Source organism: Thauera sp. (assembly GCF_047601425.1).
In the GTDB taxonomy this organism is placed as follows: Bacteria; Pseudomonadota; Gammaproteobacteria; order Burkholderiales; family Rhodocyclaceae; genus Thauera.
This window is the reverse complement of record NZ_JASGJL010000001.1, coordinates 648955-663298: the sequence shown is the minus strand read 5'-3', so window position 1 is coordinate 663298 and position 14344 is coordinate 648955. Positions and strand designations below refer to the sequence as shown.

The window sequence follows — 14344 nt, the reverse complement described above, 5'->3', positions numbered from 1 at the left end:
TTCACTGCAGAACCGGGCGTCACTCGATTGCCGAGCCATGGAAATTGCCATCATCGCCAACACCGTAGATAATTGAGATTACTTCTCATTTCAATATATCCATGGGCAACCGCGCCGAATCAGCAAGCGACCTCGCCGACGCCTTTGCCCACTGGCAGCCGAAGCTGTTGAGGACGCTTTTCCGGCGGCTGGGCAACCGCGACGACGCCGAGGATATCGCCCAGGAATCCTTCGCCCGACTCGCGGCTGCCGGCAAAGCGCTGCCGCTCGACGAACAGGGGCCTTACCTTCAGCGGATCGCGCAGAACCTGTCGCACGACCAGTGGCGCAACAGCCCGGCCCGGCAACAGATCGAAGTCATCGCCTACGACGATTGTGAAATGACGGCAGACGGCATCGCAACCGATGGCGTCTGCCCCTGCTCCCGTACCGAGCAGCGCCAGCGCCTCGAACGCCTGCAACAGGCGCTCGACGAACTTCCGGAACGCCAGCGGGAGGCCTTCATACTTCACCGTTTCGACGGCCTGCCGCAGGACGAGGTCGCCGAGCGCATGGGCATTTCCCGGCGGATGGTGGTCAAGCACCTGGCCCGCGCCTTTGCCTATTGCGAGATTCGCGTCCACTATGCCAGCCTGGAACAGATGGAACGCCTGCATCCCGCCACATCCAGGCGCGTGGATGACGACTCATGACCGCCCCGACTCCGAACGTGGAACTCCACGAAACCGCTGCCGAGTGGTTCCTGCACCGCCGCGAGGCGCCGTGGACGCCGGCCGACGAGACGGCGTTCACCGAGTGGCTGGCTGCCGATCCGGCACATCGGCTGGTTTATGACAAGCTCGCCCGTACCTGGGACGACTTCGACCATGTCCGGCGCCCGGCGCTGGCGGCAGACATCGGTGCAACATCACTGGACGCACCCGCCCGCCAGCCCGTCGACACGGCCCGCCCATCGCCCGGCCCGCGCCGGCACTGGCTCGGCGCCCTGTTCGGCAGCCTCCCCGCCCCGGCCATCGCCACCGCCTGCATCGCGCTGGTGGTGGGCGGCTGGTTCGCCTGGGACAACATCCCACGCTACAGCGCCGAACTCGCCACCGCCCATGGCCGGACCGAACAGCTCGCCCTGCCCGACGGCTCCAGCATCCTCCTCAACATGGACAGCCAGGTGCAGGTTCGCTACTATCCCCGCCGCCGCGAAGTCCGGCTCGGCCGCGGCGAAGCCTTCTTCCGCGTCGAGGCCGGGCCCGAGCGCCCGTTCATCGTGCGCACCGGCAACAGCGAGGTGCGCGTCGTCGGCACCGCTTTCAACGTCCGTGCCGTGCCGCCCGGACTGAGCGTGAAGGTGCTCGAAGGCGAGGTCGAAGTCCGCATCAATGCATCCTCCAAGCAAGCGCCGGTCAGGCTTGCCGCACGGCAGGGCCTGCTCTTCGATCAGGCCGGCAGCCGCTACCAGACCACTCCCCTGCTCGCCGAAACCGTCGGCGACTGGCGTGACGGCCAACTCGTCTTCCGCCGCAGCCGCCTCGCCGAAGTCGCCGAAGAACTCGGCCGCTATCTCGGCCAGCCAGTCGAGCTGCACGGCAAGGACGTCGCCGATCTGCGCGTGTCGGGCTACGCAGCCACCCGTGCCCCGCAAGCCTTCCTCGAGTCGCTGCCCGATCTGCTGCCGGTGCGGGTTCAGCGGCAGGGCGACGGCGGCTACGTGATCACCAGACGCTAAGCAGCCGCAAAAAATTTTCACCGACATGGTTCTCATTTCGGTGAAAACACCGTTCTAGCTATCAGGGCCCGGTTTTTCGGACCCAACGGCTGCCAGCCACGTCACGGAAAATCCCAGACTAGCCACCGGCCGCTTTCGCTGTACGCCATGTCCACCTGGCGTGCGTCCGAAGCGCGACGGGGATCGCGCTTCATCTCGATGACGGATGGAGTCGTAATGAAGGCAGGCAAGTTCAAGGGGCGGCTGCTGGCCGCACATCTGCGCGGTTGCGCGGCGGCATTCCGGCCGGCGACGGTTTCGCTGATGGTGGCGTCGGCGCTGGCGGTGATGGCAGCACCGGCAAGTGCGCAAGAGGCGCGTACCGAATTCGACATTCCGGCCCAGGCGCTGGACAGCAGCCTGCGCGCTTTCGCCCAGCAGTCGAAGGCCCAGGTGCTGTTCGACGAAGCGACGGTTGCCGGACTGCGGGCCCCCGCGCTCAAGGGCAGCTACTCCACCGGCGAAGCCCTTGCGCGGCTGCTGGCGGGGAGCGGTATCACCGCGAGCCTGTCGCGGCCGGGGGTGTTCACCCTGAGGGCGGCGGCGAGGTCCCGCGAGAGCACGCTGCCGCCGGTCGTGGTGGTCAACAAGGCCGAATGGAGCATCGACCGCGAGCTGCTGGACAGGATGCCGAACAAATCCAGCTCGATCGAAGGAGCGCTGGCGCTCCATTCCCAGGTGCAGACCAGCAACAGCGCGGAACGCTCGATGCAGGGCGGCGAGATCAAGCCGCCGCAGATTTCCATCTCGGGCGGCAAGCCCTACGAAAACCGCTACGTCATCAACGGCCTGGGCAACAACAACCATGTCGCGCCGCCCACCTCCAGCTCGGGGGTGGCCTCGAACGGCAGCACCCAATCGGCCTACCTCGACGACATCAAGGTGGGCAGCCAGCCGGTAGGCACGGCACAGTCCTACAACCTGGATCCCGACCTGCTCGACAACATCGAACTGCAGGATTCACGCATTTCGGTCAATCACAGCGGCTTCACCGGCGGCGTCGTGTCCGCCGACACACGCAAGCCCGACCCCACCCGCTTCGGCGGCAAGGTCCGCTGGGGCCACAATCGCAGCGGCTGGGACAAGCGCTTCTACGATGAAGCGGGTCTGCGCGGCGAATCCTTCGACGAATCGTTCAGCGCCCTGCGCCAGCCGGAATACACCCGAAACACCGGCGGCTTCATGCTCAACGTGCCGATCAGCGAGAACTTCGCGGCCATCGTTGCCTATGACAAGACGCTGTCGAAGATTCCCCTCAAGTACACGACCCGTTCCGCCAACACCATCGACACCGACAACGCCACGACCAAGGATCAGACCCGCTCCGCCGAAACCTTCTTCACCTCGATCGGCGGCCGCACCGAATCCGGACTCGATGTGAACCTGACTGGCGTTTATTACAAATACAACGGCAACTACTTCAATCCACGCGCGATCAATTCGGAATACGACCAGGAGCAGCGCACCTACGACTTCGCCCTCAATCTGTCGAAAGTCCTGTCCGCCGGCAAGGCCAGCGCCAAATTCAAGTACGGCAACATGGTTTCGAACCGGGAGGTCGAATCCAACGTCAACAAACAATGGATCACCTATGGTGAAACCAACTGGGGTTCCGCCATCCCCTGCGCGGTCAATCCCATCACCGGCGCCATGACGATCTGCGGCTATTCCGCCGGCGGCAACACATTGGCCAACGATCTGGACTTCAAGCAGCGCACCTTTCAGACGGTGCTGGACTTCGAGTTCAACGCATTGCAACTGGGGAATGCCAAACACAGCTTCTCGGTCGGCCTGAGCAACGAAATCGTGAAGGGCGAGGCCGTCGGCGGCGGCTCCGTCCAGTACCAGAACTCTCATGCAGCAGTGCGTGGCCCGCTCGCCCCAGGCCAGGACGGCGTGAGCTACGACAACGCGCGTACGGGCGGCGCCCTCTACGACCAGTTTTTCCGTGTCAAGAATGTGTACGCGCCCTATGACCGTGACGCTGAAGTGCAGACCTGGTCGCTGTGGTTGCAGGACACCATCACCTTCTCCGATTTCATGCTGCGCCCCGGTATCCGCATCGATTACGACGACCAGTTCCGCAACACGAACTTTGCCCCCCGTGTCGCCGGCAGCTGGAATGTGCTCGGCAGGAACGTTGCCGTGCTGCACGCCGGTCAGGCCCGCTACTACGGCGGCCCCAACCTCTATTACTCCCTGTTCAAGAACCAAGGCAGTGCCGATCGCTACATCCGTGGCACCACCGCTGGCCCCGATGGCATGCTGCCCGCATGGACGAAGAGTTCGAGTGGCTCGGCCGGCGCGGACTACGAGGCCAAGGACCTGAAAACACCTTATTCGGACGAAACCAGCCTCGGCTTCGATCTGCAGCTCCAAGGCGGCTTCGTGGTCAATTACAACTACGTTTACCGCAAGGGCAAGGACGGCATCATGCGCCGCTTCCAGCGGGACGGGGGCTATGCGGCCACCAACGACGGCGAAAGCACCTATGCCGGCCACACCATCTCGATCTCGAACAACTACTTCAGGAACCATTTCTTCCGCCTCAGCACCACCTTTGCCGACAGCGAGTCGAACTACCTCGACTACACGGCGGACGCCGGCAGCTGGTCCGACATCACCCAGAAAATCGACCGCAGCCGGGTCATCTACAACGGCAAGCTGATCGACGCCAACGAACTGGACCTGAGCAACTTCAACCGTCCGCTGCAGATCGTCGGCTTGTGGAGCGCCGCGCTGTCGGAGCGCATCCATCTGACGACGACCGGCATCTGGACACAGAAAACCGACGTGCTGGTCAATAGCCCCCGGGTTACGCTCGACGATGGCTGGCGGGTGAATTCCTACACCAAGGGCAAGCTGCCTTCGCGCTTCACCGTCAACATGTCCCTGGGCATCGATCTGTACCGCAACAAGGACCAGAATCTGCGGGCAACGGTGGACGTCTATAACGTGTTCAACCGCAAGATCCAGAACGGTATCGGCTCGTATACCGTCGGCGGCCAGCCGGTGTTCTTCGACTACTACGCACCGGGCCGCTCGGTCGCGGCCAGGCTGGAATACAGCTTCTGAGCTCGACGAGTCCGATGCAGACACAGTCCGCGCCGGCGCTGATCGAATGCGATCGGCTCCGCCACAGCTACGCCGGGAAACAGGTGCTGAACGGCCTGTCCTTCCAGGTCCGCAAGGGCGGCATCCACGGCCTGCTGGGCAAGAACGGCGCCGGGAAAACCACCACGATCAACATCCTGATGGGTTTCCTGGAGCCGTCTGGCGGCAGCTGCCGGGTGCTGGGCGATCCCAGCCACCGGCTGCGGCCCGAGACGCGGCGCAGGATCGGGCTGCTGCATGAGGGCTTCACCCAGCACGACTTCATGACGATCGCGGAGCTGGAGAAGTTCTATCGCCATTTCTACCCCCACTGGCAGCCCCAGGTGTTCACGCAACTGGTGCAGAAGCTGCCGGTGCCATCCAGCCGGCGGCTGTCGAAGCTTTCGTTCGGGCAGCGTTCGCAGGTGTGCCTGGCGCTGGTCATGGCGCAGCTGCCCGAGCTGATGATCCTGGACGACTATTCGATGGGCCTGGACGCCGGCTACCGCCGGCTGTTGCTGGACTACCTGCACGCCTATGCGGAGGAGTACGGCACGACGATCCTGCTGACCTCGCACGTGGTGCAGGACCTCGAGCGCCTGATCGACCACATGTTCATCATCCAGAACGGCAGCCTGCTGTATTCGGCAGATCGGGGCCGTTTCTTCGAATCGCTCAGGCAATGGCGTTTCCGGCGCTCCCCGCAGTCCGACCAGCTGGAAAAGACGGATGTATTGACCAGCGTCGAGCATATCGGCAGGCACAGCATCGTCTGCTCCTTCCGCGACGAGGATCAGGTGCGCCAGGCCATGCTGCAGAAAGGTGTCATGCCGGAAGAATGGCAGGAAATCCCGCTGAGCTTCGAGGATGCCTTCCTGAGCCTGACCGGAAAATACTGAGCCCGGGACCATGAAAAAGACACATGCAGTGATGGCCATGCGGGGTCTGCTGTACAAGGAATGGATCAAGCTGCGCTACCTTGGGCTGCTGCCCCTTGCGCTGCTGCTGATCGCGCTGGGCAATTCGTTCTACGACATGCACGGCATGAAATCGGCCAATGGCGGACAGGCCTTGTGGCATGCGGTGATCTTCCGCTCTCACATGCCTTTCGAGACGATGCGCTACCTGCCGCTGTTCTCCGGCGTATGGCTGGCCGCCATCCAGTTCGCGCCCGAATGCCGCAACCGGCGGCTGCGGCTGTTCTTCCACCTGCCGGTCAACGAACACAAGGCACTCTTCCTCATCCTCGGCCTGGGCGCCGGCCTGCTGTCGCTGCTGGTCGGCATCCTCTGCCTTGCCCAGGCCGGCATCACCAGCCTGTTCATGCCTGTCGAAGCCGCCAGGCTGTCGCTCCTCACGCTCGCCCCCTGGTGCCTGGCGGGTTTCGTCGCTTATGCCGCCACCGCGCTGATCTTCATCGAAACCTCGGTCATGCGGCGGCTGTGGCATGCAGGCATCGCCGCGGTATTCGTGCTGGCGCTGGTCGACGGCCGCGGCTATGGCAGCCACATCGACGGCCTGCCGTGGTTCGGCCTCATCGCCATGCTCTGGTTCGCCGCCATCGGCAACGTGCTCGACCGCGTCAAGAGAGGCAGGTCATGATCCTGATTTCACGTCTGGCACTGGCGGTCCTATCCGTGCTCGCGCTGGCAAAACTGCTGCCCGGCTACGTCGGGCAGGTGTTTCCGCGGGATTACGAAACCGTCCTCATCGCCTACAGCGCAGGCCAGCAGCGCCTGATATTCAAGCATTACCGCAGCGGCAACTGGTCCTGGAGCGACGAGCAGGGCAATCCGCTGAGCGAGGACGAAATGCGCGCGGCGCTGCCCTTCGCCCATCTCCGCGAGCTGGAAAGGCTGGGCCAGTTGCCCGCAGAAGTTGCCGGCTGGCGCTTCGACCCCGAGGCGGCCGCAAGGCACGGCACCCGCATGCGGCTGATGCCGCGCCAGCTGGACAAGCCCGATTTTCCGCTCTACACGCTGATGGAATCGATGCCGGGCGCCAAGGGCCTGCAGACGCCGCCCGACATGTTCCGCATGGCGGATCGCATCGAGTTCATCGACGCTGCGTCGAACCGCATCGACGAGGCCAAGAGCCAGCGCTACAGCCTGGCCCTGGCCGAAGCAGGTTTCACGCACCCGGCCAGGCTGGTCGCCGACAATGCCAGCACGCAGAAAGCCTACGACAACGGCGCCCTGCTGGTGGATGCCGAAGGGCGCGTCTTCCATCTCTGGCAGGTCCACGGTACTCCCCGGGTGCTGCGCACCGGTACCGTGCTGCCGCCATCCGTGCTTGCCATCCGCGTGCTGCAGCTGCCCAGCCGCGAATACCACGGCATCGTCACGCTGCCGGATCAGGTCCTGTTCCTGGATTGGGCAAACCACGCGCCGCAGCGCCTGCCGCTGGACGGCCACAAGCCCGCGACCGAATCCCTTTCCGTCGAGGAAACCCCCTTGCACTGGGAGTTTTCCCACACCGGGCATGAGACCGGAGTCCGGCAATTCGTCCTCGCCGGCCGGCAGCTCGAACCCCTGCTGCGCCACACCTGGCATGAAGGCGACGCCGACGCCGGCAAACGGACCCTGCGCGCCACGGTCATGGGCTTCCTGTTTCCCTTCAAGCTCGAATTCCAGATCGACGAACGCACCCAGCACCAGCTGTACTTCAGCACCTTCGGCGCACGCTGGTGGGTGACGCTGGCAGGCATCGCCGCCGCGCTATGCGCCCATATCCTTTGGTGCCGGCGACGTCACGGCCATCTGCCGCATGGGCTGAATCTGTTGTTCGTCCTGTTCACCGGCTGGTTCGGCGCAATCACGCTGGCAGTTTCGGGGCCACTGGTGCATCGGCATCCAGACTTGCCAGCATGACTGAGCGTCGCGTCAGGCACCAGCCTCCAGCGACTGATGCATGCGTGCATAGTCGTGGCGGTACTTGGTGGCCAGGCGGCTTTTCTGCGTATCGGTGAGGATTTTCCCGGACACCTGGAAGAATTTCTTCTCTTCTTCCCGAAGGTGGTGGTGCACTTCCTCGGAAAGCTTCTTCGCGTGCTCGATCCACGCATCGCCGTCGATGTCCAGCTTCTCGAGGGTCTCGATGCATTCATCGATCTCGTGGTGCTCGGCCAGCGCATGGCGCGAAGGCGACAGGCCCATGTCGTCCATCAGGATCGGGGCATAGAGGAAACGCTCCTCGGCAGCGGCATGTGCGGCCAGCTCGATGCGCAGTTCTTCGAAGAGTTCCTTGCGCCGCGGATCGCCGGCCTTGCTGCGCAGCAGCTTGCGGCACAGCGAGCGCTGGATTTCATGGCTTTCGCGCAGGGCTTCATAGATGTTGTCGGTCATGGTCGCTCCTCCTTCAGAGTTGAGACTGCCAACGAACGCCCCCGCGCGCATATGGCATCGCCGGGAGCGGCCTACTCGCACATCACGTCATTTCCACTGTTGATGGTGGCATCAAATCCACTTCTCGGAAAGATTCCTCGCGCAATATGATGTAGCAAATTTTTGCTTCACGCTGGCGTCGGCATCGCATTTACACGGAGCATGGAAATCATTTCCCGCCCCATGCGAGGCCCGCCGCTCAAGCGCCGATCCGCAACCCGGTCTTCTTGAGGATTCCCGCCGAGAACAGCACGTCGCGCCCCTTGCAGGCGCCGCGGAATTCCCGTTCGAGCAGGGCGGCGATCTCGGCCACGCGCACCAGCGCCGCATCGCGCGAGGCGGCGTGCACCATCGCGAACAGGTTGTAGGGCCAGTCCGGCAGGTGGCGCGGACGGCGATAGCAGTGGGTGACGAATTCGAGCGCGCCAACGCGCTCGCCGACGGCATCGATCACCGCGTCGTCGATGTTCCACACGCTCATGCCGTTGGCTGTGTAGCCGATGGCGTAATGGTTGGGCACCACGCCGATGCGGCGGATGCGGCCGCTTTCCAGCATGTTTGCCAGGCGCGCGCGCAGCGTTTCCTCGTCGCAGCCGATCTGCCCGGCCAGCACCGCATAGGGTCGCGCCGCCAGCGGCAGGCCGTCCTGAGTGGCGAGGACGATGCGGCGGTCGAGGTCGTCCAGCGGCGCAGCCTCCGGCACTGGATCAGCGGACGGAATGGCAGCAGCGGCAACAGCTTTGGGCCTACGCTTGTGCATCGTCCTCAGGCCTCCAGCTTCATCTCGACGAAGTATTCGCGCTCCTTCGGGAACAGGCGCACCTGCAGGCCGGTGACAGCCTCGATACGCCGGGCCACGTCGGAGATTCCCTCCGGCCGCTCGGTGGCTAGCACGAACCACATGTTCAGGCGGTGTTCACGCCGATAGTTGTGCGCGACTTCGGCAAAGGCATTGACCGCCTCGACTACCGCGCCCCACTCCGCCTCCGGCACGGCCATCGCCGCCAGGCAGAAAGCGCCGCCCATGCGTTCGATCTGGAACATCGGCCCGAAGCGGGTCAGCACGCGGTCGTCCAGCATCGAGCGGATGCGGGCGATGACCTCGGTTTCAGCCAGCCCGAGCGTGGCAGCGACGTCGGCGAAAGGCGTTGCGGTCAGTGGGAAATCGCCCTGCAGCGCATTGATCAGGCGGCGATCGATCGCGTCGGGTTCGCGCGCAGCGGCCACGCCACGGCGGCTTCTGGAGGCATCCGAAGCAACGGCAAGGACCTGTTCAGACATGGGCCGCTTCCTTCTCGGGCAGATAGCGCGCGCCGGTCTGCTTGAAGCGGCGGCAGCTGAACAGCACGTCGTGCGGTGCCGCATCCAGGCCCAAGCGGGCGGCGATGTCATCGCGGGCAGCGAGCACTTCGTCACGCGCATGGCCGTGGATCATGCAGAACAGGTTGTAGGACCAGCCCGGCAGCACCCGGCGGCGGCGGTAGCACAGCGTCACCGCCGGCTCGCGCGCCAGGCGGCGGCCCAGTTCGCTGACTTGCTCGTCCGGGATGTCCCACACGCACATCGCGTTGGCGCCCAGACCGAGCTCATGGTGGCGTACCACCACACCCAGGCGGCGGACCAGGCCGTCGGCGAGCCAGCCTTCGATCAGTTCGATCGCCATGTGCTCGGCGATCCCGGCCTGCTCGGCCAGCACGGCATAAGGACGCGGAGCCAAGGGCAGCCCGGCCTGCAGCACGGTGGCGAGCCTGCGCTCGATGTCGGACAGCGTACGGGCCGCGGCCGGCGGTGCCGAGCCGGCGGAATGGCAGGCTGCCCGCCGCTGCCCTTCGGCGCCGAGATCGAAGCCGAGGTCGATGTGGTATTCCTCTTCCAGCGGCAGCACGATGACGGCGCAGCCGGTGTCGCGCTCGATGCCTTCCACCACCTCGTGCAGATGCTGCTCCGATGCGGCGGTGACGACGAACCACAGGTTGTAGTGGTGTTCGCGCTGGTAGTTGTGGTTGATCGCCGCTTCGCGGCTGACTCGGGCGGCGACGGTTTCGAGCTGCGCTGGCGGCGCCGCCAGCGCGGCCAGGGCGCTGGCGCCCAGCCGGCGCGGCGCAAACACCGCACCGACGCGGCTCACCACACCCTCGCCGATCAGGCGGCGGTAGGCCGCGATCACCTCGGTTTCGTCCAGCCCCACGCTTTCGCCGATGCGGGCGAAGGGTTGCAGCTCGCACGGGAAGCCGCGCTGCCATTCGTTGAGCAGGCGGAAGGCGGTCGCATCGACCGCGCCTGGCAGAGTGATGGCGCGCGGCATCAGAAGCCCGTCCGCGCGGCGCGCGTGGTGAAGAAAATGCCGCTCGGGCTGGCGGAATCGAAGCCGCCGATCTGCTGCTTGGTGGCGGTGTCGTAGATGACGACCTTGTTGTCGTCGCGTGCCGACAGCCAGACTTCGTGCCCCTTGGACAGGAACTCCATGTGCAGGATGCCGCGCCCCGGCTGCAGCGTGTGCGTCACCTTGCCGCTGACGGTGTCGATGACCTGCACCCAGCCATTGTCGGGGAAGGCGAAATTGACCCAGATCTCGCGGCCGTCGGGGCGCGCCATGACGAACACCGGCTGGCTGCGCACCGGCACGCGGGCCACTTCCTGCCAGGTCCTGGTATCGACCACCAGCACCTCGTGGCGGCCGATGGCCGGCAACCAGGCGCGATCGCCCGCCACCGACCAGCCACGCAGGTGGGGCATCTTGAACACCGGCAGCGGCTCCTCGCCCTTGCCGTAGCCGGCGAGGATCTTGCGGCTGCCCTGCTCCGGGTTCCACAGGTCGAGCATCGCCAGGCCATCCTCGCCGAACAGGCCGGCGATGTAGTGGCGGCCGTTGGGCGTCACCAGCGCGTCGTAGGGCTGATTGCCGCCGGCAAAGCGCTGCGTCTGGGGGTTCTTCGGGTCGGAGAAGTCGGTGATCCAGATCTCGCCCGCCTCGAACAGCGAATAGATGAAGCGCCTGCCAGTCAGGTCGGCCAAGCCGACGACCTTGGAGCGCAGGCCGCCTTCGGTGATCGCCGGCACTTCGGCGAGCAGTTCGAGGGTGTCGGCGTCGAAGGCCTTCACCCCGCCTGGCGTGTAGTTCTGGGCGACGATCAGGCGGCCGTCGTGGGAGATCGAGCCGCCGATCGAGTTGCCCGCCTGCAGCACACGGCCGACGATCTTCGCCTGCAGCAGATCGACCTTGGTCAAGCCGCCGTCGCGGCCGAACACGAAGGCGTAGCGCGCGTCGCGCGAGAACACCACCGAGGCATGCGACAGGTCGCCCAGGCCTTCGACCGTGGCGAGCACCGAGCGGCCGCTGGTCTCGACGATCTTGACCCGCCCGTCGGCACGCTCGATGACCACGCCCAGATCGCCGGTGCCGCGCAGCGCGGTGTCCGACGCGGCGGCGCCCGACGTGGTGCCGGATGAAACCGTGGAGCAGGCGGACAGCAGCCAGACGATCGCCGGCAGGATCACTGCCCACAGGAAGGGTGGCGCGAGACGGACCGTGCTTTGCGAGGACATCGGAAGACTCCGGTTGCAGATTGAATGCTTGGCTTGCGGATCAGCGCACGGGCGGCAGGCCCTGGTCGGGCGGGAAGCCGCGCATCAGCTGATCGACGATCCATTCGGCCTCGGCCTCGCTGACGATGCTGTGGAAGGGCGGCATCGGCGTGCCCGGCCGGCCGCTGAAGACGGTGGCGACGAGGCCTTCGAAAGGCTTGTCGGCCAGTTCCTCCGGTGTCAGCGCCGGACCGAGGCCACCTGCCAGGGTCAAGCCATGACAGGAGCCACAATCCTGGCGCACGATGTGGATCAGTTCGCGCGCACGCTGGGACTCGGGTGCGGCCGGCCGGGGTGCGGCTCCGGCCGCTTGCATTTCCTGCGCCGATGCCGAAGCAAACGCTGCGACCAGCGCGGCGCCGATGAAGACGGCGACATGAGCGAACAGGGGTGGGATTCTCATCACGCATTCCGTTGGCGGGGCAGTGCGTGAAGGATGGCGCCGGCGGCGCAGAGATACCTTGACTCGAATCAACCCTGACACCGCCACGGTCTTGGCGGACGGGAATCAGGGTTCGACGACGATGAGTCCCTTCATTTCCGGATGCGGGCCGCAGGTGTATTCGTATCTGCCGGGCTGCTCGAACTTGCGCGACCAGCGCTCGCCGGGGAAGAAGCGCTCGGATTCCTCTCCGCTTCCTCTGAACAGTACCGAATGGCTGACGCGCTTCTCGTCGTTGAACCAGGTCACCGAGTCGCCGGCCTTGATCGTGAGTTCGGCAGGCGTGTAGGTGTACTGGACGATGCGAACCTCGTGCTCGGCCGCCCACGCACTGCCGGCGGCCAGCAGCCCAGCCAGCAGACCCGCACGCAGGTACCGGGCAATACACTCCGTCTTCATGCTTCCCTCCCGTCCGGAAAACGCATGACGGGAACCCGTGCACACGCACGGATTCCCGTCTTCTTGCCAGGCGTGCGGCATCGCTGCCGCACGCAGCTGCCCGAGTTTACTGCTTGGCGGCAGTGATGTCGGCCTTGGTGTCGATGCCGAGCTTGTAGCCCAGCGACACATGGTGGAAACGGCCGGCTGCGCTGTCGTCGTGGATGGCGAAACCGAAGTTGTAGGTCTTGCCCGCCTCGAGCGCAACGTCGCCCTTCCCGCCGGCAGCCAGCTTGCGGGTGAACACCACCGTCCAGTTGTCGCCGTCCTGCTTGCCTTCGGCGCTGACCAGTGCGCTGCCGCCTTCCATCACGCGGGTGTCGGCGACATGGCCATCGAAGCCCTTCTTCTCTCCGCTGCGCCACTGGTAAAGGTCGTAGAACTTGCCCTCGGCCAGCGACGCGCCCTTGACGTACTTGGTCTTGGTATCGGCCGCGTCCGGCATGGTGCGCGAGTCGGTGTGGCAGGTGGCCCAGCAACCGGCCTGGTCAGCCAGCTCCACCTTGCCGCCGGATTCGAGCATGAACGCGATCTTGACCGGGTTCTTGTCGTCCATCTTGGCTGCGCCCGAGGCTGCGGGCTGCTTCCAGGAGAAGCGCAGATAGAGGTTGTCGGCATCGTGCGCGGCCTGCACCTTCACCGGGATGAAGGCAGCCTTGCCGGCGATCGGGCTGGGTTCGATCTTCTGTCCGCTGGCGATCTTCTTGCCCATGTCGGCCGTTTCTTCATGGTGGCAGTCGGCACAGGTCTCGCCCTTCTTCAGCGCACGCGCGCCGCCGTGGGCGCTGCCCTTCTGGATCCATTCCAGCGGCGACACGCCGGGATAGAACAGCGTGATGTCCTTGGCCTCGACCTTGCCCCAGTCGGGCGCCGCGGCCAGCGCCGATCCGGTGCCAAGGGCGAGAACGGTGCCGACAGCGGCTGCGATCATCGTCTTCTTCATGTTCGTTTCCTCACTGTGGATGGGTCGGGAAGAAAGCCGGGCGCCTGCATCGCAGGCGCTTGCCGGATCACTCCTCGTCTTCGTCGGTCATGCCCTCGGGCTTGTGGTGGGCGATGCCCTTGTGGCAGTCGATGCAGGTCATCTTGTCCTCGATGGCCATCTCGTGCTGCTTGCGGGCGCGCTGCTTCTGCTTCTCGGGATCCATGCTCTCGAAACCGTGGCAGTTGCGGCATTCGCGCGAGTCGGCGGCCTTCATCCGCGCCCATTCGCTGCGTGCCAGCGTCAGGCGCTTGGCTTCGAACTTCTCGGGCGTGGAAATGCTGCCGGTGAGCTTGCCCCACACTTCGCGCGAGGCCTGGATCTTGCGGATCATCTTGTGCGTCCAGTCCTTGGGCACATGGCAATCCGGACAGGTCGCACGCACACCGGTGCGGTTGTTGTAGTGGATGGTCTCTTTGTATTCCTGGTAGACGTTCTCCTCCATCTCGTGGCACGAAATGCAGAAGGATTCGGTGTTGGTGGCTTCCAGCACGGTGTTGAAGCCGCCCCAGAAAAGCACGCCGAGCAGAATGCCGACAGACAAAAGGCCGCCCAGCGAGTACTTCGTGGAGGGCCGGCGCAGGCGGGCCATCAGGCCGCCGGAATCTTCTTGTTTGGAGCTGTCTCGATCTGTCATGGGACTCCCCTTGAGTCCCCGCGCC

Annotated in this window: 15 protein-coding genes; 6 read left to right on the top strand and 9 right to left on the bottom strand. The window is 65.0% G+C overall.

Features of this window, described 5'->3' with window-relative positions; all coding sequences use genetic code 11:
- Positions 1-101 precede the first annotated feature (101 nt).
- The 6 genes from QM748_RS03310 (at position 102) to QM748_RS03285 (ending at position 7722) form a co-directional block, all read left to right on the top strand.
- Positions 102-692 (top strand): RNA polymerase sigma factor, encoded by a 591-nt coding sequence (locus tag QM748_RS03310; protein ID WP_415245634.1) that lies wholly within the window; start codon positions 102-104, stop codon positions 690-692.
- Positions 689-1720: a FecR family protein gene (locus QM748_RS03305; protein WP_415245633.1), complete on the top strand. Its 1032-nt coding sequence runs from the start codon at positions 689-691 to the stop codon at positions 1718-1720. The genes QM748_RS03310 and QM748_RS03305 overlap by 4 nt, the downstream gene beginning before the upstream one ends.
- Before the next feature lie 216 nt (positions 1721-1936).
- Positions 1937-4834 (top strand): secretin and TonB N-terminal domain-containing protein, encoded by a 2898-nt coding sequence (locus QM748_RS03300; RefSeq protein ID WP_415245632.1) that lies wholly within the window; start codon positions 1937-1939, stop codon positions 4832-4834.
- A 14-nt stretch (positions 4835-4848) separates the two neighbouring features.
- Positions 4849-5751, top strand: coding sequence for an ABC transporter ATP-binding protein (locus tag QM748_RS03295; RefSeq protein WP_415245631.1), 903 nt, complete (start codon positions 4849-4851; stop codon positions 5749-5751).
- 10 nt (positions 5752-5761) lie between these two features.
- Positions 5762-6454, top strand: a complete 693-nt coding sequence (locus tag QM748_RS03290) for a hypothetical protein (RefSeq protein WP_415245630.1) — start codon at positions 5762-5764, stop codon at positions 6452-6454.
- The gene (locus tag QM748_RS03285) at positions 6451-7722 is read left to right on the top strand and encodes a DUF4857 domain-containing protein (RefSeq protein WP_415245629.1); all 1272 of its coding nucleotides are present in this window, start codon (positions 6451-6453) and stop codon (positions 7720-7722) included. Before QM748_RS03290 ends, QM748_RS03285 begins: the two co-directional genes overlap by 4 nt.
- Before the next feature lie 12 nt (positions 7723-7734).
- Here QM748_RS03285 and QM748_RS03280 read toward each other — a convergent pair whose 3' ends face one another.
- The 9 genes from QM748_RS03280 to QM748_RS03240 all read right to left on the bottom strand — a co-directional run bounded on the left by QM748_RS03280 (position 7735) and on the right by QM748_RS03240 (position 14274).
- Positions 7735-8196 (bottom strand): hemerythrin domain-containing protein, encoded by a 462-nt coding sequence (locus QM748_RS03280; protein ID WP_415245628.1) that lies wholly within the window; start codon positions 8194-8196, stop codon positions 7735-7737.
- 238 nt (positions 8197-8434) lie between these two features.
- A complete protein-coding gene (locus QM748_RS03275) occupies positions 8435-8995 on the bottom strand; it encodes an Lrp/AsnC family transcriptional regulator (RefSeq protein WP_415245627.1) in 561 nt (186 codons plus the stop codon).
- A 5-nt stretch (positions 8996-9000) separates the two neighbouring features.
- Positions 9001-9516 carry an Lrp/AsnC family transcriptional regulator gene (locus QM748_RS03270; protein ID WP_415245626.1) on the bottom strand — a complete coding sequence of 172 codons (516 nt, stop codon included), beginning with the start codon at positions 9514-9516 and terminating at the stop codon, positions 9001-9003.
- Complete coding sequence (locus QM748_RS03265) at positions 9509-10540, bottom strand: Lrp/AsnC family transcriptional regulator (RefSeq protein ID WP_415245625.1); 1032 nt, start codon at positions 10538-10540, stop codon at positions 9509-9511. Before QM748_RS03265 ends, QM748_RS03270 begins: the two co-directional genes overlap by 8 nt.
- The gene (locus QM748_RS03260) at positions 10540-11781 is read right to left on the bottom strand and encodes a cytochrome D1 domain-containing protein (protein WP_415245624.1); all 1242 of its coding nucleotides are present in this window, start codon (positions 11779-11781) and stop codon (positions 10540-10542) included. Before QM748_RS03260 ends, QM748_RS03265 begins: the two co-directional genes overlap by 1 nt.
- Positions 11782-11821: 40 nt before the next feature.
- A complete protein-coding gene (locus QM748_RS03255; protein WP_415245623.1) occupies positions 11822-12223 on the bottom strand; it encodes a c-type cytochrome in 402 nt (133 codons plus the stop codon).
- Between the two features lie 105 nt (positions 12224-12328).
- Positions 12329-12661 carry a plastocyanin/azurin family copper-binding protein gene (locus QM748_RS03250; RefSeq protein ID WP_415245622.1) on the bottom strand — a complete coding sequence of 111 codons (333 nt, stop codon included), beginning with the start codon at positions 12659-12661 and terminating at the stop codon, positions 12329-12331.
- A 106-nt stretch (positions 12662-12767) separates the two neighbouring features.
- Entirely contained in the window at positions 12768-13643 is an 876-nt protein-coding gene (locus QM748_RS03245; RefSeq protein WP_415245621.1) for an ethylbenzene dehydrogenase-related protein, read from the bottom strand.
- A 67-nt stretch (positions 13644-13710) separates the two neighbouring features.
- Positions 13711-14274: a NapC/NirT family cytochrome c gene (locus tag QM748_RS03240; RefSeq protein ID WP_415248009.1), complete on the bottom strand. Its 564-nt coding sequence runs from the start codon at positions 14272-14274 to the stop codon at positions 13711-13713.
- Between the last annotated feature and the right edge of the window lie 70 nt (positions 14275-14344).

Bases quoted from the DNA above. Each gene is read 5' to 3' on its own strand.
- QM748_RS03285 (WP_415245629.1), top strand. From the start codon at position 6,451: ATGATCCTGATTTCACGTCTGGCACTGGCGGTCCTATCCGTGCTCGCG.
- QM748_RS03280 (WP_415245628.1), bottom strand. From the start codon at position 8,196: ATGACCGACAACATCTATGAAGCCCTGCGCGAAAGCCATGAAATCCAG.
- QM748_RS03305 (WP_415245633.1), top strand. From the start codon at position 689: ATGACCGCCCCGACTCCGAACGTGGAACTCCACGAAACCGCTGCCGAG.
- QM748_RS03310 (WP_415245634.1), top strand. From the start codon at position 102: ATGGGCAACCGCGCCGAATCAGCAAGCGACCTCGCCGACGCCTTTGCC.
- QM748_RS03300 (WP_415245632.1), top strand. From the start codon at position 1,937: ATGAAGGCAGGCAAGTTCAAGGGGCGGCTGCTGGCCGCACATCTGCGC.
- QM748_RS03265 (WP_415245625.1), bottom strand. From the start codon at position 10,540: ATGCCGCGCGCCATCACTCTGCCAGGCGCGGTCGATGCGACCGCCTTC.
- QM748_RS03275 (WP_415245627.1), bottom strand. From the start codon at position 8,995: ATGCACAAGCGTAGGCCCAAAGCTGTTGCCGCTGCTGCCATTCCGTCC.
- QM748_RS03245 (WP_415245621.1), bottom strand. From the start codon at position 13,643: ATGAAGAAGACGATGATCGCAGCCGCTGTCGGCACCGTTCTCGCCCTT.
- QM748_RS03295 (WP_415245631.1), top strand. From the start codon at position 4,849: ATGCAGACACAGTCCGCGCCGGCGCTGATCGAATGCGATCGGCTCCGC.
- QM748_RS03250 (WP_415245622.1), bottom strand. From the start codon at position 12,661: ATGAAGACGGAGTGTATTGCCCGGTACCTGCGTGCGGGTCTGCTGGCT.
- QM748_RS03240 (WP_415248009.1), bottom strand. From the start codon at position 14,274: ATGGCCCGCCTGCGCCGGCCCTCCACGAAGTACTCGCTGGGCGGCCTT.
- QM748_RS03255 (WP_415245623.1), bottom strand. From the start codon at position 12,223: ATGAGAATCCCACCCCTGTTCGCTCATGTCGCCGTCTTCATCGGCGCC.
- QM748_RS03290 (WP_415245630.1), top strand. From the start codon at position 5,762: ATGAAAAAGACACATGCAGTGATGGCCATGCGGGGTCTGCTGTACAAG.
- QM748_RS03260 (WP_415245624.1), bottom strand. From the start codon at position 11,781: ATGTCCTCGCAAAGCACGGTCCGTCTCGCGCCACCCTTCCTGTGGGCA.
- QM748_RS03270 (WP_415245626.1), bottom strand. From the start codon at position 9,516: ATGTCTGAACAGGTCCTTGCCGTTGCTTCGGATGCCTCCAGAAGCCGC.